The sequence below is a fragment of the Periweissella fabaria genome, from assembly GCF_918814575.1.
GTDB lineage: Bacteria > Bacillota > Bacilli > Lactobacillales > Lactobacillaceae > Periweissella > Periweissella fabaria.
Window position 1 is genome coordinate 33,505 of record NZ_CAKKNS010000009.1, and the last position, 18,772, is coordinate 52,276.

Below are 18,772 nucleotides of genomic sequence, written 5' to 3' on the forward strand. Positions count from 1 at the left end.
TGACTTGAAAATTAGTGTAATAGGGTAGTAGTTATAAAAAAAGATATGAATTACGAATTTATCGCAATTCATATCTTCATCAGGCCACTATGCAATTAGATTGAGCAGCTGACACATTCGTTAACACCTGCTTCAGTATCATCATCAGTAAATGTACGAACATAATAAACTGATTTACAACCGCGCTTGTAAGCGTAGTTACGTAAAATGTTTAAGTCCCGGGTCGTCATCTTATCAGTATGACCATTTTTCCATTCATAGAGCCCTTCAGGCAACGTTGCTCGCATAAAGAGCGTTAAGGCCATCCCTTGGTCAATATGTTGTTGAGCGGTTGCGTAAATATCAATAACTTTACGCATGTCAGTATCGTATGCAGACACGTAATAAGGAATCGTATCATCGGCCAAGTAAGGGGCTGGGTAGTAAATCTTACCAATTTTCTTTTCTTGACGTTCTTCAATCCGATTTACAATTGGGTGCAATGATGAAGTTGCATCGTTGATGTATGAGATTGAGCCAGTTGGGGCAATCGCCATCCGGTTACGGTTGTACAAACCATATTGCTTAACATCTGCTGCTAATTGGCGCCAGTCAGCAGATGTTGGAATGTGATGACCTTCAAAGAGGGCCGCAACTTTAGCAGATTTAGGTTGCCAATCACCGTTGATGTATTTTTCGAAGTATGAACCATCAGCATATTTTGATAATTCGAAATCTTTAAAGGTTTCTTGACGTTCACGAGCAATCTTGTTTGATGATACTAATGTGTAGTAGTTAACCATCATAAAGAAGACATTGGTGAAGTCCATTGATTCTTCATCGCCATACATAATGTGGCTCTTAGCTAAGTAACCATGAAGTCCCATGGCACCAAGACCAACGGCGTGCGCTTCATCATTACCTTTACGGATTGAAGGGACAATATCAAGTTTTGACATATCAGAAACAAATGAAAGGGCGCGCATCATCGTATCAACTGATTGACCAAAGTTAGTTGTTTCCATCATGTTAGCGATGTTGATTGAACCTAGGTTACATGAAACATCGGTACCAAGGTGATCATACAATTGTTTATCGTTAATTGTTGATGGTTCTTGAATTTGTAAAATTTCAGAACATAAATTAGATGAAACGATTTTACCAGCGACGGCATTTTCACGGTTAGCCATATCAATGTTGATGATGTATGGGTAACCTGATTCTTGTTGTAATTTAGAAATTTCGGTTTCAAGGTCACGGGCATTGATCTTGTGTTTAGTAATTTCAGGGTTAGCAACTAAGTTATCGTATTCAGCTGTAATATCAACGTAGTTAAATGGTGTACCGTATACCCGTTCAACATCATATGGTGAGAAGGTGTACATTGGTTCGTTAGCTTTAGCTAATTCATAAAACTTATCGGGGATTGTCAAACCAAGTGAAAGAGTTTTAACACGAATCTTTTCATCGGCATTTTCTTTTTTAGTTGCAAGGAAGTTCATGATATCTGGGTGGAAGACGTTTAAGTAAACCACACCAGCACCTTGACGTTGGCCAAGTTGGTTAGAATAAGAGAATGAATCTTCCAATAATTTCATAACAGGTACAACCCCGGAAGCGGCATTAGCGATACCCTTAATAGGGGCACCAGCTTCACGTAGGTTTGAAAGGTTCATTCCGACCCCACCACCAATCCGTGAAAGTTGGAGAGCAGAGTTAATAACCCGACCAATTGAGTTCATATCATCAGTAGATTGAATCACAAAACATGATACCAATTCACCACGACGTGATTTACCTGCATTTAAAAATGAAGGAGTTGCTGGTTGGTAACGTTGATGGATCATTTCATCAGCTAAGTGCATTGCTAATGCTTCATTTCCATCCCCGTAAAAGAGGGCGTTGATGGCTACTCGATCAGTATAACTTTCGAGATAAGTTGTATTATCGTTCGTTTTTAATGCATATTGAGCGTAAAATTTGTAAGCAGCCATGAATGACTTAAATTGAAAATCTTGATCTAAAAGGTAGGCATATAATTTTTCAATGAAGCTAAAGTCATATTTAGCAACGAAGCCAGGTTCAAGAAAATCGTTTTCAAGTAAATAATCAAAACGATCTCGAAGGCTTGCAAACTTCATAGTGTTTGGTTCAACATTTTCGGCAAAGAAAGCTGTGAGCGCTTCATGATCTTTTTCTAATTGAATACGATTATTTTTTGGAATGTTAATTTGATTGTTTAGGTCAAAATATGAAACATCTTTTAAGTCTTTTAAACTCATGTGTAGGCTCCCCTTAAATTTTAAAATGATACTAACTATGGTTGATTTAACTAATGGTGCTTTAGCAATAAAAAACAACACCCTGTTGTTTTTGACACAAGATGTTGTCTTTAGCACGCGTGTTTTTAATTGATATTTATGCTAATTGTTGTAAAGCATCTGGACGGAACCCAGCAATTGAATCAATATTGGCACCTTCAACAACTGGTACTGATTGGAATCCTTGTGCTTTTAAATAGTCGACGTATTCGGGATTTGTGCTGACGTTTTTTTCTTCAAAGGCGATGCCGCGGGCTTCTAAAAAGCGCTTTGTCATCTTGCATTGGATGCAGTTATCTTTAGTAAAGACTGTTAATTTATTCATGTTATTTACCCCTATCTCTTTTTTATTTCATCGATTAGTATAACAACATGTAGTGTCTGGTGCAATGGTTAAAAACTATATGTAGTATACACTGGGGAAATAAAACGATTATTTGCCTTACAGTAGCAAAGAGAAAAATTTTATAAAAGGGTGTAAAATTTTTTGGCTAACAGTTATTATTATAGAGAAGCAAAATGAAGGGGGCATCGCCCATGAATAATCACTACTATACAGAGAATCCAGATATTGTCCACGATGAAAAAACGTGGTCATTCAATTTATTAAATAACGAGATTAAGTTTACCACGGATAATGGCGTTTTTTCAAAACAAACGGTTGATTATGGCACCCGTGTTATGTTAGAAGCATTTCGTGAAGACCACGCTCCGGTTGGAAAAATCCTTGATTTAGGGACCGGTTATGGACCAGTTGGAATTTCACTAGCATTAGCCTATCCAAAACGAAGCATTGACATGGTTGATGTTAATAATTTAGCTTTAAGCTTGGCACAACGTAATGCAACGAATAATCATGTTGCTGATCAAGTTAAGGTCTTTCATTCAAATGTTTATGAAGATGTAACTGATAAATATGCGGCCATTTTGACTAATCCACCTGTTCGTGCAGGAAAGGAAATTGTGCAAGCAATGATTAGTGACGCAGCACAACATTTAGTAGCAGCTGGTACTTTAACGGTTGTGTTACAAAAGAAACAAGGAGCCCCATCAGCCAAGAAACTAATGGAAGAAGTTTTTGGTAATTGTGAAATTATTCGGAAAGATAAAGGCTACTACATTCTAGAAGCCGTTAAAGCCTAATAGGTATGAAGGAATGCGTGAATTAACGATTGAAGAACAACAAAAATATATGCAAGCAGCATTAAAAGAGGCGTATAAAGCACGTGCAATTGGTGAAGTGCCAATTGGTGCGGTGATTGTCCATGATGGAGAAATTATAGGCCGCGGTTTTAACTTACGCGAACACGTTCAGGATGCAACGATACATGCTGAAATGATGGCCATTCAAGAAGCTAATCGACGGTTAAAATCATGGCGATTGGAAGATTGTCAGATGTTTGTAACTCTTGAGCCATGTCCAATGTGTGCGGGGGCAATTATAAACTCGCGGATTCCGCAACTATATTTTGGGGCACGTGATCCAAAAGCAGGTGCGGTAGGGAGTTTATACAACTTATTAACGGATGAACGGTTCAACCATCAAGTTGAGGTTCATGAACGAATATTAGCTAAAGAATCTGGTGAAGTTTTACAACAGTTTTTTAAAGCGATTCGGGCCAAGCAAAAAGCTCGTAAGCAAGCAGCTAAGGCACAACAAACAAAAGATGCTTGATGTTGGTTGTTAAAACGTGTATAATTATGTTCTGTAAGGCAAGGTTGTACTTCGAACCGGGTCAGGTCTGGAAGGAAGCAGCCCTAAGAATGCTGCAATTTGTGCTTTACATACATAGTTTATGAAACGAGGTCAGAAATGACTTCGTTTTTTTTATCGAAATTTGTATTGATAAAGCAGCGATAGATCTTGGTTATGTGGTAATATTGATAGAGTAATTATGCAACCAATGGGAGGTAAACAAATGGCTTATCAAGCACTATATCGGGTTTGGCGACCCCAAAAATTTAGTGACATGGTTGGACAAGAAATCATCACTAAAACGCTGAAAAATGCGATTATTACGGGACAAACAAGCCATGCATATTTGTTTACTGGGCCACGCGGAACAGGTAAAACGTCAGCAGCAAAAATTTTTGCCAAAGCGTTGAATTGCTTGAATTTACAAGATGGTGAACCATGTAATGAATGTATAAATTGTCAGGCGATTAATAGCGGCTCGTTAAATGATGTCATTGAAATTGATGCGGCTTCTAATAATGGGGTTGAAGAAATTCGGGATATTCGCGATAAAGTTAAATATGCGCCAACGCAAGCACCTTTCAAAGTTTACATTATTGATGAAGTCCATATGTTATCAACTGGAGCCTTTAACGCTTTATTGAAAACTTTAGAAGAACCACCAGCGCAAGTGGTCTTTATTTTGGCCACAACTGAACCCCACAAAATTCCCTTAACGATTATTTCACGGACCCAACGCTTTGATTTTCGGCGTATTGGGGCTAGTGCCAGTATTGCGCGAATGGAATATATTTTAGAACAAAAAGGTTATCAATATGAAGCGGCCGCTTTAAAAGTAATTGCCAATGCCGCAGAAGGTGGGATGCGTGATGCTTTAAGTATTCTTGATCAAACGTTATCATTTGGTGATGATGAAGTTACATTAGCTAATGCATTACTAGTAACAGGTGCCGTTAAGCAAAGTTTATTAAATGAATATGTAACGGCGGTCTTAGCTCAAGATGTGCCAACTAGTTTACAAGTCTTAGAATCAATTTTAGAAGAAGGTAAAGATGCACATCGCTTTATTGAAGATTTAATTAGTTATATTCGGGATTTATTACTAGCTAACCAAGCTCCTGATATGATAACAGTAACTCCAGATGAAGTTTTTACTACATTGAGTAAACAAGTAACCCCAGATTATGCATATGCTGTCATTAATGTTTTGAATGACGTCCAACAACAATTACGATTTACAACACATCCAGATGTTTATTTGGAAGTATTGACGGTTAAGTTGGCGAGTTTAAATCCGCAAGGACAGCCTAGTGAAGTAGTAACGCCAGTAACAGCAAGTACACCTAAGCAGGACGTTACAAAAGCAATTACACAACAAGTAACGCATAATATAGCGCCTAGTAATGCAGCGTCAATAACGCCCCCAGTTACTCGCCCAGCTGCGATAACACAAGCACCAATTAATGAGGTGCCACCAGTAGTTAGTCAACCAACACCACCAATGCCATCTGAAGGAGTACGTAATATTCGGGTTAGTGGTCCAGCGGCCCCAGTTGCTAAGCAAGCAATTCCGGGTAAGATGGCTTTTGATGGTCAAACGGTCTTTAACATCTTACATGCTGCAACCAAGGGGGCCCTACGGCAAGTTGAAGATAACTATCCAGATTTACTCAATATGTTAAGCGTTGTTGAAATGGCAAAATTAAACCAGGCCAAACCAGTTGCTGCAAGTCCCGATGGGGTTGTCTTGTCATTTAGTCAACCATACATCCATCGCTTAGCGCAGCAAGATATGGCATTGCAAAATAATATTTTGCAATCTTTGAATCGCTTAACCGGTGACACGCCAACCGTAGCTTTGATTACGGATGACCAGTGGATACAGTTACGTAATAGCTATGTTAGCCAATATAAAGAAAAAGTAGCGTTTACTGATATGGATGTACCAGAATTGGCAGCAATTGCGGTAGAAACACAACCACCAGTAGATGTTCCAACTAGTCCAATGATAGAAACAGCGCCAGCCGAGCCAGTTGTTATTGAGCCGGAGTTGATTGCGCAAGCCAAAGATTTATTTGGTGATATTGTAACCGTCGAAAATAATTAATTAACGAAAGAATGAGGAATGATAATATGATGGGTGGAAACATGCAAGGTATGATGAAGCAAATGCAAAAGATGCAAAAGCAAATGCAAAGTGAACAAGCGGAGTTAGAAGCAACTGAATTTGTTGGAGTTGCTCCAAGTGACTTAGTTAAGGTTACTTTTACTGGTGATCGTAAATTAAAAGATGTAGTGATTGCACCAACTATTGTAGATCCTGATGATGTTGATACATTACAAGATATGTTAGTAGTTGCAGTCAATGATGCAATGGCTAAAATCGATGACCAAACAGCGCAAACAATGGGTAAATACACGCGTGGTTTAGGATTCTAAATAATTGTTAAAAGGAGAGTCTGATGCAATATCCAGAACCAATTGCCCAATTGATTGAAAGTTATATGAAATTACCAGGAATTGGACAAAAATCAGCCACTCGCCTAGCATTTTATACCCTAGGTATGGATGAAGAAGATGTGACAGGATTTGCCCAAGCGCTAATTGCAGCCAAACGTGATTTACAATTTTGTAGTGTTTGTGGCAATATAACGGAAACTGATCCATGTATTATTTGCCAAGATCCAAGTCGTGACCAAACGACTATTTTGGTTGTTGAACAATCCAAAGATGTTATGTCAATGGAGAATACCCGTGAGTATCATGGATTGTATCATGTTCTACATGGTGTATTGTCACCAATGGATGGTAAGGGCCCAGATGATATTAACATTGCGAGCTTAATTAAGCGGCTACAAGAAAATGAAAGTATTACAGAAGTAATTGTTGCGACAAATGCCAATGCTGAAGGGGAAGCTACTGCAATGTATTTAGCCCGGATGCTCAAGCCAGCCGGTATTAAAGTAACCCGTTTAGCCCATGGATTAGCAGTGGGGAGCGATATTGATTATGCTGATGAAATGACTTTAATTAAAGCTGTTGAGGGGAGAACGGAATTATGAGTCGGCTGAGTAAGCGTAAAAAAGCATTGACGCATTTGGCATATGATGAAATGTTAATGGATCAAGTTGATGAAGCGAAAATTGATTGGGATTTGGCAAAATCATCTGAGCGGGCAATGACGGAAAGTAATTATGACGGGCGGTTAATTCAAGCTCAAACAGCGTTAACTAAACAAAAATTTTTTTACTACTATCGTGAAGCTCGTCGTCGCCAAATTACAGGGCGTATTCAACGTAGTGTATTTACGATTGATTAATTAGGAGCATAGGATGTCTAAAAAGAAGCAAACACCACAATCGGGCTTTGCATCGATTATTGGCTTAATTATTTTAGTTGCATTAGCGGCCGCTTGGTTTACTAATGGTGATGCTGGAAAAAATAAACAAGACCAAAGTACCGTAACTAGTCAAGTTAGCAAACATTCCTCAGCACACAATAATCATGCGGTAACTTCAAGTTCAGCAACAGATTCAGCTAAACAGGCAGCTAATTCAGATGCTAATAAAAATCAACAATCAGCAGCACAACCTAATGTGGATCTAGCACAATTAAATTTTAGTGGACAACAAATCATCCAGGTTAATAATGGCCAACCAGATTTTAATGCTAGTCAATTAGCGACTAATCGTGGCGCGTGGGCAACATACCAACCGCTAGATAATTTAGGGCGTGCTACTGGAGCAAGTGCGTTATTGAATAAAAGTTTAATGCCGCATGCTAAGCGCCAACGCTTGACGGTTAATCCGACGGGGTTTAAGAACCGTAAAGTCATGATTAATGGTCATGAAGAGTGGTTATATAATCGCTCACATTTGATTGGTTACCAATTTACAGGTCAAAATAACAACCTACAAAACTTAGTAACTGGAACCCGTTCATTGAATGATCCAGGCATGTCATATTATGAAAATATGGTCGCTAGTTATCTGCGAAGTCACCCTAATGATTATGTTCGATATCAGATAACGCCTTACTATCGTGGTCAAGAATTAGTACCACGAGGAGTGCAAATGCAAGCTGAATCAATTGAAAGTCAAACAATTCGGTTTAACTTGTACATTTTTAATGTTCAAGCGGGCATAAATATTAACTATCAAAATGGGTACTCAAGTACTAATTAACATGTTAAAATAGGCTAAGCAATGATATAGACAAAGTAGTTAACAAAAATTGATGCAGAAAGTTAGTGTTTGCTGGGAACTAACCAAAGTTTGTTAAACGAAGTTACATCTATGGAGCATAAGCGGTTCGTCTCGTTATCGACGCCTAAGGCTACAATTGTAGTAAATTAAGGTGGTACCACGGAATTTATTCGTCCTTAAGTGCATAGTAATGCGCTTGAGGACTTTTTTTATGGAAAAAAGGAGAATTTAAATGGAAATTTTTGCTGATTTAAAATGGCGCGGTGCCATTAACCAACTAACTGATGAAGACGGTTTACAAAGTCTATTAAATGAAAAGCAAGTCGGAATGTATGCTGGGATTGATCCGACTGCTGATTCAATGCACATTGGACACTTAATTCCATTTATGGTGTTAAAACGCTTCCAATTAGCCGGGCACAAACCAGTGATTGTTATCGGTGGTGGAACAGGTTCAATTGGTGATCCATCTGGTCGTAATTCAGAACGAGTATTACAAACAATGGAACAAGTTATGCACAATGAAGCTGCTTTGACGGCGCAAATGGTGCATTTATTTGGAACTGAAAACTTCCGCGTAGTTAATAACCGTGACTGGTTAGGTAAGATTAGTTTGCTTGATTTCTTACGAATTTACGGTAAATTATTCTCTGTTAACACGATGCTTGCTAAGGATGTTGTTGCTTCACGTTTGGAAACGGGAATCTCATTTACTGAATTTACTTACCAAATCTTGCAATCAGTGGACTTCTTAGAATTATTTAAGCGTGAAGATGTCCAATTGCAAGTTGGTGGGGCGGATCAATGGGGTAATATTACTGCCGGAATTGACTTGATTCACCGCATGGAAGGTAACGATGCAAAGGCTTACGGTTTGACGATTCCATTGATGCTCAAATCAGATGGAACTAAATTTGGTAAGACCGCTGGTGGGGCAGTTTGGTTAGATGCTGAAAAAACATCACCATACGAATTCTACCAATTCTGGTTTAACCAGGAAGATGCAGATGTTATCAAATACTTGAAGTACTTTACTTTCTTGTCAAAAGAAGAAATTGATGCACTTGAAGTTGCAACACAAGAAAATCCTCGTGCACGGGAAGCTCAACGTAAACTTGCACAAGAAGTTACCCGTTTTGTGCACTCACAAGCGGCAGTTGAAGAAGCTGAACGGATTTCAGCAGCTTTATTCTCAGGGGATGTTCAAGACTTGACAGCAACTGAAATTGCACAAGGTTTTGCTAACATGCCTTCATTTGAATTGACAAATGAAGTTAAAAACATTGTTGATTTTATTGTTGATGCCGGCGTTGATGCGTCAAAACGGCAAGCTCGTGAAGATGTTACCAACGGGGCGATTCGCATTAATGGGCAACAAATTACAGATGTTGAAGCAATGATTGATCCTAGTGTCATGTATGATGGTAAATTTGTAATTGTTCGTCGTGGGAAGAAAAAGTACTTCTTAGGTCGGGTACAAAACTAAAAAATACTAAATAAAAAGCTACCAGTATTAATTTTACTGGTAGCTTTTTACGTTTTTATTTGGGAGCTAAGTGCTTATCTAATAATTCCAGAATATTTTTTTGAGCTGGAGTTAGGACATGCGCCGTACGATATGCAATACTAGTGATAAATTCTGGTTGGTTATCATCAAGTAAATCAAGCGCGACAACATCAGTACGTTGATCTTGGGTAATGCTAGCTAGAAATGAAATCCCTAGATTAGCAGCTACCATGTTGAGAACCAGATTAACATCGGTTGAACGAAAGACGGGGTTTAAACGCATATGGTTTCGATTAGCTAGTTTACTGATGGCTTGGGTATGGACAAAGCTTTCATTTAACAAAATAAAGGGTAATCCTTTTAAATCAGCAAAATGAACCGCTTTTTGGGCAGCTAAAGGATGAGTTTTCGATACAAAGATTTTAAATGGGTGCCGTGCAAATTCTTTAGTTATTAATGATTTATATGAGAGCGGCTCATCTGAACCAAGAAGTGCAATATCTATTTTACCGTGTAGTAGTGCTTTACGAAGATCGTTGGAACCACTTTCAATCGTTTGGATATTATGAAGTAGTTCTAACGAGTTCAGTTGGCTAGCAATTTGCGTAAAGTAATAATTACGAATAATTGGTGGTAAGCCTAATGTAATTTGATCATTATTGAGGCGACTAATTTCATCTTTAGTGACTGCCCATTCATTTAAAATTTGATTAGCGTGCTTGTTGAGCTGTTCACCGGCTAAGGTAATATAGAGATCATTATGAGAATGGTCACGGACGACTAATTGTGTAGCAAGTTCTTCTTCTAAACGTTTAATGGCCGCACTAATTGTTGGTTGGCTAACATTAAAAAAAGCGGCTACTTTGGAAAAGTTTTTTTGCAATATTAATTGCTGATAATATTCTAAGTCACGAATATACATGGTTACTCCTTGCTATGACTGTTTTTTGTAAGCTGATATAAAAATCATTTATAGCTCGTATTCAATTTGACTATACCTTTTATAAAGGGCTAAATTAGATAATAATGCATAGAGGTATAAGAAAAGTAATTAAAGAATTAGCGTGTGCTACACAAAAGGATTTAATTTAGTTAGCGATGGTTTGAATACGGTTACGATGCGCTTTTAATAAAGCAAGGTACACAACATTGTACCATTGATTTTAGTTAATACGTATAGAGGTGATACAAACAGCGGTAAAATTTAATTAAGGCGGCATCCTGGTAGTCTGATTAATTAGTTATTTGTTCAAGTACACAGTAAATGAAAGTTTTAAGGATTTTGAGGTAGGGGATAATGGCAGTATTATGGAGTTCCATCCAAAGTGTGCTCGTAGTTGTAATTATTATGGCACTTGGTTATGTGTTACGTGTTAAAGGTTGGTTTGCGGATAGTTTTGGTAAGAATATTTCTAAATTTATCAAAAATATTGCTTTGCCAGCTTCAATTTTTGTATCAGTACTACAACGCTTGACGCGTGGTACCTTAGTATCATTCTCAAGTTACTTGATTTGGGGATTTTTGGCCGTAATTATCGGTTATGTAATTGCATTTATTTTAGTTAAAGTTTTAAAAGTTCAACCTGGCCGCCGTGGGATTATGATTAATGCCATTGTTAATGCCAATACAATTTTTATTGGTTTGCCATTGAATATTGCGTTGTTTGGGAATGATAGTTTGACTTATTTCTTGGTTTACTACATCGTAAATACCGTTTCAACTTGGGCTTTTGGGGTCTTTTTGATTAGCAACGATGATCCAACCAAAGTTGCTAACACTGGTGAAAAACAAAAAATTAATTGGAAACAAGTTATTCCAATGCCATTAGTTGGTTTTGTGGTAGCTTTAGTATTTTTATTATTGAATATTCCAATTTTGAAAGTTACTTTCTTGCAACAAAGTATGACCTACGTTGGTAGTTTAGTAACGCCACTTTCATTAATTTACATTGGGATTGTGTTAGCAGATGCAGGTTTGAAAAGTATTAAATTTGATCGGGATACGATTGTGGCATTATGTGGTCGGTTTATCTTATCACCAGTTATTATGATTGCCATCGTATACTTTGCAAGTCACCATGGAGTTAATTTAGCTCCGCTATTGCAAAAGACATTAATTGTCCAATCTGCCACACCAATGTTAGCAGTCTTACCAATCTTGGCTGCAGAATCACATGGTGATGTTAAGTTTGCTACTAATATTGTGACGACTTCAACTGTGCTATTCATTATTGTTGTACCAATTTTGATGACAATTATTCAATATATTTAAATTGTTTTAGAGAAATCACTAATTAGTGGTTTCTTTTTTTGTTGTCATCATAATGGTAGATTCCAAAAAAGCCTAAAATTATGATACAATTTAATAATTATATAAATAAAGTGAGGAGTATAATGCAAACAATGACAGTTGGTGATTATAAGCGGCAAGCCCGCCAAAAGTTAAGTGGCAACTGGGGAGCGGCAGTACGTTTAAATGCCTTTCCAGCAGCTTTAAAGTTTATTAGTATGTTTTTATCATCATTATTAATAATTGGTTTGGTTACCCTAATTATCTTCTTAGCCAAAGATCCACATACTGGTAGTGAGGTTTCACGTGCCGTTCAATCCGGAATGGATAGTAGTACGGATGCAACCTTTAATACAACTTTTATGGGATCATATGGAAATGAAGTAGGTTCATTTTTAATGTCAATTATAATCGCTATGGTATCAACGGGGATTTATTGGACATCACTTGATTGGTTGCGCGGCAAAATCGAAACCGTAACATTTAACAATGCATTTGATGGTTTCCGGAGTAACAATGTATTAGCGAACTTTATGTTGTTATTAGTAATGACGTTGTTCAAAATTTTATGGACATGTTTATTTATTATTCCTGGATGTATCAAAGTATTCTCATATTCACAAACTTTGTTTATTTACAAAGATATGGTGGATAAGCATGGTCGTGAAAACGTACCAACTAGTTGGGCTTGGTATATCACCGCTAGTCGGCGATTAATGCAAGGCCACAAGGCTCAGTTGTTTTGGCTTGAATTCAGCTTTATTGGTTGGTACATTGTCGTCTTATTAACTTTAGGAATTGCTTGGTTTTGGGTAATGCCATATGTAAATATGACGCGGACGGTTTTCTATGAAAACTTAGCTGGAGAAACGTTTAAATAAACAGTGTTAACTTGATAACATTGTTACAGATTAAGTAGTAAAAATTGATATAATAGTCTATGAACCTGAAATATAGACGCGCATTAAAATCCGGAAGCGACTTAAAAGGTCAGCTTGCGGATTTTAATTATCTTCTGGGATAAATTCGATAAAATAAGTTTGCTAATGGGAGGTAAAATGATGAAAAATGAACAGGAAATTGTAATTATCACGGGGATGAGTGGTGCCGGAAAAACCGTTGCCATGCAGGCATTTGAAGATATGGGTTTTTTAACAACTGATAATCTCCCAATTGCACTTTTAGGGCAGTTTTTTAAAATGCTCCAAGATAGCCAATCAGTCCAAAAAGTAGCGTTGGTTGTTGATGCACGATCAATGGAATTGCTTGGTAGCATTGATGAAATGTGGAAAAATAAACGTGCCACCACAAAGATATTATTTCTAGATGCTAATGAACAAGAATTAGTTGCCCGGTATAAAGAATCTCGGCGCCAACATCCGTTAGCCCCAGATGGTCGAGTATTGGAAGGAATTGAAAAAGAACGCAATGTCCTTGAAGGTATTAAAAATCACGCCGATATTTTAATTAATACAGGGGATTTATCTAATCGACAACTCCGCAAAATTTTATTTGCCAAATTTAGTGATGGGACTCACCGAGCACCATTCAATGTGCAAGTAATGTCATTTGGCTTTAAGTATGGCTTACCGTTAGATGCTGATTTAGTCTGGGATGTACGCTTTTTAACTAATCCATTCTACGATCCATCATTACGTGATTTAACCGGTTTAGACCAACCAGTGTATGATTACGTTATGCAAACTGATGGGGCTGAAGAATTTTTCCAAAATTATGTGAAACTCTTGAATTTAACGATTCCCCGCTACATTAGTGAAGGAAAAACGTCATTAGTAATTGCGATTGGTTGTACGGGAGGTCAACACCGTTCAGTAGCTTTTGCCGAGCGCATTGGGCGGACTCTTGAAGCAAATTATCAAGTTCGAATAACCCACCGCGATATTGAGTTACGCAAAGAATCGAGCGTTAAGTCATGAAAAAAGTCGTAATTATCGGGGGAGGTTCCGGGCTACCAGTAGTCTTACGAGCTTTACGCAAACAAAAAGTTGATATAACGGCAGTGGTTACCGTCGCAGATGATGGGGGATCATCAGGCGTGTTACGAAACTACATTAACGTTGTGCCACCAGGTGATATCCGCAATGTCATGGCCGTGATGTCAACACTAGACGAAAATTTCATTAATGTGTTTCAATATCGCTTTAAATCGGATGATGACTTTTTTGCCGGACATAGTATTGGTAATTTAATTATTGCAGCAATGCAGGAAATGAATTTAAATATTTTTGATGCTGTTCAAAAATTAAGTAAAATGATGGCAATCCGTGGTCAAGTTTATCCAGTTGCAAATGAACCGCTAGAGCTACATGCGCAATTTGCGGATGGAACGTCGTTAGTCGGTGAAGCGGAGATTACACATGCCCATAAAGTTATAAAAAAGGTGTGGGTTGAACCAATTGATGGCTCAAATAATAAAATCGCCCAAGCAGTCCCACAAGTAATCACTGCCATCGCTGAGGCGGATCAAGTGATTTTAGGGCCGGGTTCGTTGTATACGAGTATTTTACCGAATTTAACAATCCCCGATGTCGCCCTTGCCTTAAGAGCGACACGGGCGGACATCGTTTACATTTCAAATATTATGACCCAAAAAGGTGAAACCGATAATTTTTCTGATGCGGACCATGTAAAAGTCTTAAATGAACACTTGGGTGGCGATTTAATTACCCACGTAATTGTGAATGCTACGGCAGTTCCTGAAGACTACATTGATTGGCAACATTGGAGCGAAGTATCTCAACAAGTCCGCCATGATAGTAGTGAATTTAATAATATTAAGGCCCAAGAAATTCAAGCGAATTTACTTGAATTACGGGATAATGGAGCCTTCCATAACGGTAATTTAGTGGTAGAAGAACTAATGAAAATTCTCGCCCAAAAGTGATGAAAGGAAACCAACAATGTCATATGCAAGCGACGTTAAAAAAGAACTGACAAGCCTTGAAGTTCATGAAAATAATGCTAAGGCTGAATTATCAGCTTTAATTCGCATGAATGGGGCTTTAGGGTTAAGTAACCGTCAGTTTATTTTAAACGTACAAACCGAAAATGCTGCCACAGCTCGGCGAATTTATAGTTTGCTGCAGCAATTTTATAAAGTTGAAGCAGAAGTTGTGATTCGGCGGCAGATGAAACTTAAGAAAAATAATGTCTATCTCGTGCGTTTGAAATATCAAGTCCAACAAATTTTGGACGATTTACAAATAATGAAGGGCTTTGAAATTAACGAGGATATGCCTAAGGCTTTATTGCAGCGTGATTCAGAGCGTCGGTCGTATTTACGAGGTGCCTTTTTAGCCGCTGGGTCAGTTAATAATCCGGAAAAAAGTCGTTATCATTTAGAAATTTATTCATTGTATCAAGTCCATAATGAACAATTAGCCGCTTTAATGAATGAATACCATTTAAATGCCAAGACGACTGAACGACGTTCGGGGTATATTGTCTACTTAAAGGAAGCTGAAAAAATTGCAGATTTTTTACAATTAATTGGCGCAACTAACAGTATGCTCCAATTTGAAGATGTTCGGATTATGCGTGATATCAAAAATTCCGTTAATCGCCTCACAAATGCGGAAGAAGCGAATGCTAACAAGGTTGCGGATGCTAGTGCGCGCCAAATTGATAACATTAAGTTAATTGATGATCAAATTGGGTTGATGCGTTTACCAATCAAGTTACGGCAAATTGCAGAAGCCCGGTTAAATCATCCAGATGTTAGTTTAGGCGAATTAGGTGATTTTGTAACCGATGGCCCGATTTCAAAGTCAGGGGTTAATCATCGTTTGCGGAAAATTAATGAATATGCCCAAGCAATTCGGGACGGGTTACCATTACCAGGTTCAAAAAAACGGTAAACGTTATAAATCGTTTGACCTACTTTGACCTTTGCGGTAAGATTAAACAGTAAATTAGCAGTCATAATAGCTGATTGCTAGAATTATTTAAGGAGGATCAATTATGTATCCAGTACCTACAGTTATTGAAACGTCAGCTCGTGGTGAACGTGCTTACGATATTTATTCACGGCTTTTAAAAGACCGGATTATTATGGTTAGTGGTCAAATTGAAGATGGAATGGCCAATGCCATTGTTGCTCAACTCCTCTTTTTGGACGCCCAAGATTCAGAAAAAGACATCTACATGTACATTAACTCACCTGGTGGGGTTGTAACAGCGGGGATGGCGATTGTTGATACGATGAACTTCATCAAGTCAAACATTCAAACCGTTGTCATTGGATTAGCCGCTTCAATGGCGACAATCATTGCATCTTCAGGAACCAAGGGTAAACGCTTTATTTTACCAAATGCTGAATACTTAATTCACCAACCAATGGGTGGTGCACAAGGTCAACAAACGGAAATTGAGATTGCATATCAACAAATTACTAAGACTCGTCACAAGTTGGCCCAAGTTTTAGCTGAAAATGCTGGTCAAGATCTTAAAAAAGTTGAAGCTGATATTGAACGCGACTATTGGATGGATGCTGAAGAAACATTGGCATACGGTTTAGTTGACAAAGTTATGACATCAGCCTCTGATTTATAATTTAATATACAAATTAGGAAGCTCAGAAATTTTATTTTTGAGCTTTTTTGTATCATTTAAAGGCTTGGATTATCCATAGATAGTGTTGAAAATTAGCTGAACTAGTCCTTAAAAAATTAGGATAATGGATGTCTAGGGTCAGGCCTTATCAAATAATTTAATCGTGATATAATATTTATATCAAAAGTTTGGGAATCGAGGATTAATGTGTGGCCATCGAAAATTTATTAACATTCCGGAACGCGATTAATCTGATTGATATTTTAGTCGTCTGGTTTGTAATATATCGTTTAATGCTATTGTTACGCGGAACGCGTGCTGTCCAGTTAATGCGCGGGGTAGCAATTGTTATTATTATTAAATTACTAAGTGCATGGATTGGATTTAATACCGTTTCATGGATTATGAACCAAATTATTAACTGGGGAGTTATTGCCCTAGTAGTTATTTTTCAACCAGAAATTCGCCGTGGATTAGAACACCTAGGACGTGGGTCTGTATTCACAAGAACCAATAAGGAGACACAAGCTGCAGAGCATGTTGTGGAATCATTAGATTTTGCAATTCAATATATGGCCAAGCGACGGATTGGTGCCTTAATTGCAATTGAACGGAATACTGGGTTGGAAGAGTATGTAGAAACAGGCATCAAACTAGATGCCTATGTAACCGGACAGTTATTAATTAATACGTTTATCCCAAATACGCCGCTGCATGATGGTGCAGTAATTATTGAAGGTGATCGAATTGCGGTTGCTGCCGCATATCTACCGCTATCAGAAAGTAGTACCATTCCGAAAGAATTAGGGACTCGTCACCGTGCGGCTGTTGGGATTAGTGAAGTAACTGATGCGTTAACGATTGTGATATCTGAAGAAACTGGTGAAGTTTCGTTCACTTTGAATAATGAGTTAATTCGAGACTTAGATCAGGCGGATTACCTTAATATGCTTCGTAAACAATTGGTACAAACAGAACCCGTTAAACAATCGAATTTTATCGCTTTCTTTGAAAAAATATTTCAAGGGGGACGTAAATAATGCGACTAATTAAATTTTTAAAAAATCAAGGTTTGTATTTGATTGGGTCACTGATTTTAGCAGTTTCACTGTTTGCCTACGTCTCATCAACTAATCAGGGAAGCCAAAATAATCAAACGCAACAGCAAATGAATTCAGGGAATTTTTTATCATCGTTAGCCTCCCAACGAAAAGCCAAAGTTAATTTACCACTACAGCTAGATGTTAATGATGTGCGCTATTTTGTGACTGGGGCACCTGAGAATGTGACGGTACAGCTTGTGGGCCCTAGTGCTTTAGTAACGGCCGCGGTTAATACGAAGAATTTTGAAGTATATGCTAATCTACATGATTTGACACTTGGAAATCACACGGTTACCTTAAAAATCCGAGGTTTGAGTAAAGATATTGCGGCACAAATTATTCCAGGGAAAATATCGATTAATTTAGCTCAACGGGCAACCCGAAATATCCCGGTTAAAGTGCAATATAATAACGAAAATATTGCGGATGGTTACGATGTTGGTAATGCTAAGTCTTCAATTCAGACGGTGCAAATTACGGGAGCGGCTGAACAAGTGGCTCGGGTCCAAGATGTCGTTGCACAACTACCAATCCCTAATAATACTAAAAGTACAATAAATCAGCGTGTACAGTTGCAAGCATTAGATTCTAATGGTAATTTAGTAGATGTTGTAATGACACCGCAAATAACTAATGTTACCCTGCCAATAACACCTGGTGAAGGTAAAAAAGTCGTACCGGTCGTATTAAAAGCAATCGGAACTAACGCGGATGAATATACATTAACAGCTAGTGTTAATGAAATCAGTGTGATGGGTAAACAAAAGATCCTTAATGATATAAAACAAGTCATTGTACAAGTTGATGTATCTGGAATAACATCTAATACGACTAAGCAAGTTACGGTGCAAAGTTTTGATGGTGTTAAGAGTTTTGATCCAACGGCGATAACGGTTAACATCCAACCAACGAAAGGTCAAAATAATAACAATGATTCAAGTAGTTCAGAGAGCTCAAGCAGTTCAGAGAGTTCAAGCCGGTCAAGTAGTAGTGCATCAATAAATGATGCTAAAGATACTGTGAGCCAAGATAAAGACGGTTCAACTGACTCGGCACAAGTAACGACTAAAAATAATAAATAAGGAATAACAATATGTCA

At 37.9% G+C, this 18,772-nt stretch carries 19 protein-coding genes, 1 other RNA gene and 1 other annotated feature; of the genes, 17 read left to right on the top strand and 3 right to left on the bottom strand.

Going from position 1 to position 18,772, the window contains the following annotated elements; genetic code table 11:
• Nucleotides 1-95: 95 nt before the first annotated feature.
• The gene (gene nrdE / locus LQZ75_RS08755; protein WP_230097442.1) at nt 96-2,261 is read right to left on the bottom strand and encodes a class 1b ribonucleoside-diphosphate reductase subunit alpha; all 2,166 of its coding nucleotides are present in this window, start codon (nt 2,259-2,261) and stop codon (nt 96-98) included.
• A 136-nt stretch (nt 2,262-2,397) separates the two neighbouring features.
• Nucleotides 2,398-2,625, bottom strand: a complete 228-nt coding sequence (nrdH, locus tag LQZ75_RS08760) for a glutaredoxin-like protein NrdH (RefSeq protein WP_168722620.1) — start codon at nt 2,623-2,625, stop codon at nt 2,398-2,400.
• A 212-nt stretch (nt 2,626-2,837) separates the two neighbouring features.
• Here nrdH and LQZ75_RS08765 point away from each other — a divergent pair, with 212 nt between their 5' ends.
• The 9 genes from LQZ75_RS08765 to tyrS all read left to right on the top strand — a co-directional run bounded on the left by LQZ75_RS08765 (nt 2,838) and on the right by tyrS (nt 9,687).
• Nucleotides 2,838-3,443 (top strand): class I SAM-dependent methyltransferase, encoded by a 606-nt coding sequence (locus tag LQZ75_RS08765; protein ID WP_230097443.1) that lies wholly within the window; start codon nt 2,838-2,840, stop codon nt 3,441-3,443.
• A gap of 13 nt (nt 3,444-3,456) precedes the next feature.
• Nucleotides 3,457-3,975, top strand: coding sequence for a tRNA adenosine(34) deaminase TadA (tadA, locus tag LQZ75_RS08770; RefSeq protein WP_230097444.1), 519 nt, complete (start codon nt 3,457-3,459; stop codon nt 3,973-3,975).
• 25 nt (nt 3,976-4,000) lie between these two features.
• Nucleotides 4,001-4,098: signal recognition particle sRNA small type (gene ffs / locus LQZ75_RS08775), an RNA gene on the top strand.
• Nucleotides 4,099-4,219: 121 nt separating this feature from the next.
• Nucleotides 4,220-6,103 (top strand): DNA polymerase III subunit gamma/tau, encoded by a 1,884-nt coding sequence (dnaX, locus tag LQZ75_RS08780; RefSeq protein ID WP_230097445.1) that lies wholly within the window; start codon nt 4,220-4,222, stop codon nt 6,101-6,103.
• A 26-nt stretch (nt 6,104-6,129) separates the two neighbouring features.
• A complete protein-coding gene (locus LQZ75_RS08785; protein ID WP_230097446.1) occupies nt 6,130-6,435 on the top strand; it encodes a YbaB/EbfC family nucleoid-associated protein in 306 nt (101 codons plus the stop codon).
• Nucleotides 6,436-6,458: 23 nt separating this feature from the next.
• Nucleotides 6,459-7,058: a recombination mediator RecR gene (gene recR, locus LQZ75_RS08790; RefSeq protein ID WP_230097447.1), complete on the top strand. Its 600-nt coding sequence runs from the start codon at nt 6,459-6,461 to the stop codon at nt 7,056-7,058.
• Nucleotides 7,055-7,315 (top strand): YaaL family protein, encoded by a 261-nt coding sequence (locus LQZ75_RS08795; RefSeq protein ID WP_230097448.1) that lies wholly within the window; start codon nt 7,055-7,057, stop codon nt 7,313-7,315. The genes recR and LQZ75_RS08795 overlap by 4 nt, the downstream gene beginning before the upstream one ends.
• A gap of 13 nt (nt 7,316-7,328) precedes the next feature.
• The gene (locus tag LQZ75_RS08800; protein WP_230097449.1) at nt 7,329-8,180 is read left to right on the top strand and encodes a DNA/RNA non-specific endonuclease; all 852 of its coding nucleotides are present in this window, start codon (nt 7,329-7,331) and stop codon (nt 8,178-8,180) included.
• A 12-nt stretch (nt 8,181-8,192) separates the two neighbouring features.
• Nucleotides 8,193-8,382: a binding site (T-box leader), on the top strand.
• Nucleotides 8,383-8,433: 51 nt separating this feature from the next.
• Nucleotides 8,434-9,687, top strand: coding sequence for a tyrosine--tRNA ligase (gene tyrS / locus LQZ75_RS08805; RefSeq protein ID WP_230097450.1), 1,254 nt, complete (start codon nt 8,434-8,436; stop codon nt 9,685-9,687).
• A 55-nt stretch (nt 9,688-9,742) separates the two neighbouring features.
• Here the strand turns inward: tyrS and LQZ75_RS08810 are convergent, their stop codons facing one another.
• Complete coding sequence (locus LQZ75_RS08810; protein ID WP_230097451.1) at nt 9,743-10,630, bottom strand: LysR family transcriptional regulator; 888 nt, start codon at nt 10,628-10,630, stop codon at nt 9,743-9,745.
• 375 nt (nt 10,631-11,005) lie between these two features.
• On the opposite strand from LQZ75_RS08810, the gene LQZ75_RS08815 reads away from it, so the two are divergent.
• The 8 genes from LQZ75_RS08815 (at nt 11,006) to LQZ75_RS08850 (ending at nt 18,755) form a co-directional block, all read left to right on the top strand.
• Complete coding sequence (locus LQZ75_RS08815; protein WP_230097452.1) at nt 11,006-11,980, top strand: AEC family transporter; 975 nt, start codon at nt 11,006-11,008, stop codon at nt 11,978-11,980.
• 122 nt (nt 11,981-12,102) lie between these two features.
• On the top strand, nt 12,103-12,879 hold the full coding sequence (locus LQZ75_RS08820) for a DUF975 family protein (protein WP_230097453.1): 777 nt from the start codon (nt 12,103-12,105) through the stop codon (nt 12,877-12,879).
• 180 nt (nt 12,880-13,059) lie between these two features.
• On the top strand, nt 13,060-13,935 hold the full coding sequence (gene rapZ, locus LQZ75_RS08825) for an RNase adapter RapZ (protein ID WP_230097454.1): 876 nt from the start codon (nt 13,060-13,062) through the stop codon (nt 13,933-13,935).
• On the top strand, nt 13,932-14,903 hold the full coding sequence (locus tag LQZ75_RS08830) for a gluconeogenesis factor YvcK family protein (protein WP_230097455.1): 972 nt from the start codon (nt 13,932-13,934) through the stop codon (nt 14,901-14,903). Before rapZ ends, LQZ75_RS08830 begins: the two co-directional genes overlap by 4 nt.
• A gap of 16 nt (nt 14,904-14,919) precedes the next feature.
• Nucleotides 14,920-15,876 (top strand): DNA-binding protein WhiA, encoded by a 957-nt coding sequence (gene whiA / locus LQZ75_RS08835; RefSeq protein WP_230097456.1) that lies wholly within the window; start codon nt 14,920-14,922, stop codon nt 15,874-15,876.
• A 103-nt stretch (nt 15,877-15,979) separates the two neighbouring features.
• Entirely contained in the window at nt 15,980-16,570 is a 591-nt protein-coding gene (locus LQZ75_RS08840) for an ATP-dependent Clp protease proteolytic subunit (protein WP_230097457.1), read from the top strand.
• 209 nt (nt 16,571-16,779) lie between these two features.
• On the top strand, nt 16,780-17,610 hold the full coding sequence (gene cdaA, locus LQZ75_RS08845) for a diadenylate cyclase CdaA (RefSeq protein ID WP_230097458.1): 831 nt from the start codon (nt 16,780-16,782) through the stop codon (nt 17,608-17,610).
• Nucleotides 17,610-18,755: a CdaR family protein gene (locus tag LQZ75_RS08850; protein WP_230097459.1), complete on the top strand. Its 1,146-nt coding sequence runs from the start codon at nt 17,610-17,612 to the stop codon at nt 18,753-18,755. Before cdaA ends, LQZ75_RS08850 begins: the two co-directional genes overlap by 1 nt.
• The last annotated feature ends 17 nt before the right edge of the window (nt 18,756-18,772 follow it).

Coding starts and splice junctions, on each gene's coding strand:
- nrdE (WP_230097442.1), bottom strand. CDS start 2,261: ATGAGTTTAAAAGACTTAAAAGATGTTTCATATTTTGACCTAAACAAT.
- nrdH (WP_168722620.1), bottom strand. CDS start 2,625: ATGAATAAATTAACAGTCTTTACTAAAGATAACTGCATCCAATGCAAG.
- LQZ75_RS08765 (WP_230097443.1), top strand. CDS start 2,838: ATGAATAATCACTACTATACAGAGAATCCAGATATTGTCCACGATGAA.
- tadA (WP_230097444.1), top strand. CDS start 3,457: ATGCGTGAATTAACGATTGAAGAACAACAAAAATATATGCAAGCAGCA.
- dnaX (WP_230097445.1), top strand. CDS start 4,220: ATGGCTTATCAAGCACTATATCGGGTTTGGCGACCCCAAAAATTTAGT.
- LQZ75_RS08785 (WP_230097446.1), top strand. CDS start 6,130: ATGATGGGTGGAAACATGCAAGGTATGATGAAGCAAATGCAAAAGATG.
- recR (WP_230097447.1), top strand. CDS start 6,459: ATGCAATATCCAGAACCAATTGCCCAATTGATTGAAAGTTATATGAAA.
- LQZ75_RS08795 (WP_230097448.1), top strand. CDS start 7,055: ATGAGTCGGCTGAGTAAGCGTAAAAAAGCATTGACGCATTTGGCATAT.
- LQZ75_RS08800 (WP_230097449.1), top strand. CDS start 7,329: ATGTCTAAAAAGAAGCAAACACCACAATCGGGCTTTGCATCGATTATT.
- tyrS (WP_230097450.1), top strand. CDS start 8,434: ATGGAAATTTTTGCTGATTTAAAATGGCGCGGTGCCATTAACCAACTA.
- LQZ75_RS08810 (WP_230097451.1), bottom strand. CDS start 10,630: ATGTATATTCGTGACTTAGAATATTATCAGCAATTAATATTGCAAAAA.
- LQZ75_RS08815 (WP_230097452.1), top strand. CDS start 11,006: ATGGCAGTATTATGGAGTTCCATCCAAAGTGTGCTCGTAGTTGTAATT.
- LQZ75_RS08820 (WP_230097453.1), top strand. CDS start 12,103: ATGCAAACAATGACAGTTGGTGATTATAAGCGGCAAGCCCGCCAAAAG.
- rapZ (WP_230097454.1), top strand. CDS start 13,060: ATGAAAAATGAACAGGAAATTGTAATTATCACGGGGATGAGTGGTGCC.
- LQZ75_RS08830 (WP_230097455.1), top strand. CDS start 13,932: ATGAAAAAAGTCGTAATTATCGGGGGAGGTTCCGGGCTACCAGTAGTC.
- whiA (WP_230097456.1), top strand. CDS start 14,920: ATGTCATATGCAAGCGACGTTAAAAAAGAACTGACAAGCCTTGAAGTT.
- LQZ75_RS08840 (WP_230097457.1), top strand. CDS start 15,980: ATGTATCCAGTACCTACAGTTATTGAAACGTCAGCTCGTGGTGAACGT.
- LQZ75_RS08850 (WP_230097459.1), top strand. CDS start 17,610: ATGCGACTAATTAAATTTTTAAAAAATCAAGGTTTGTATTTGATTGGG.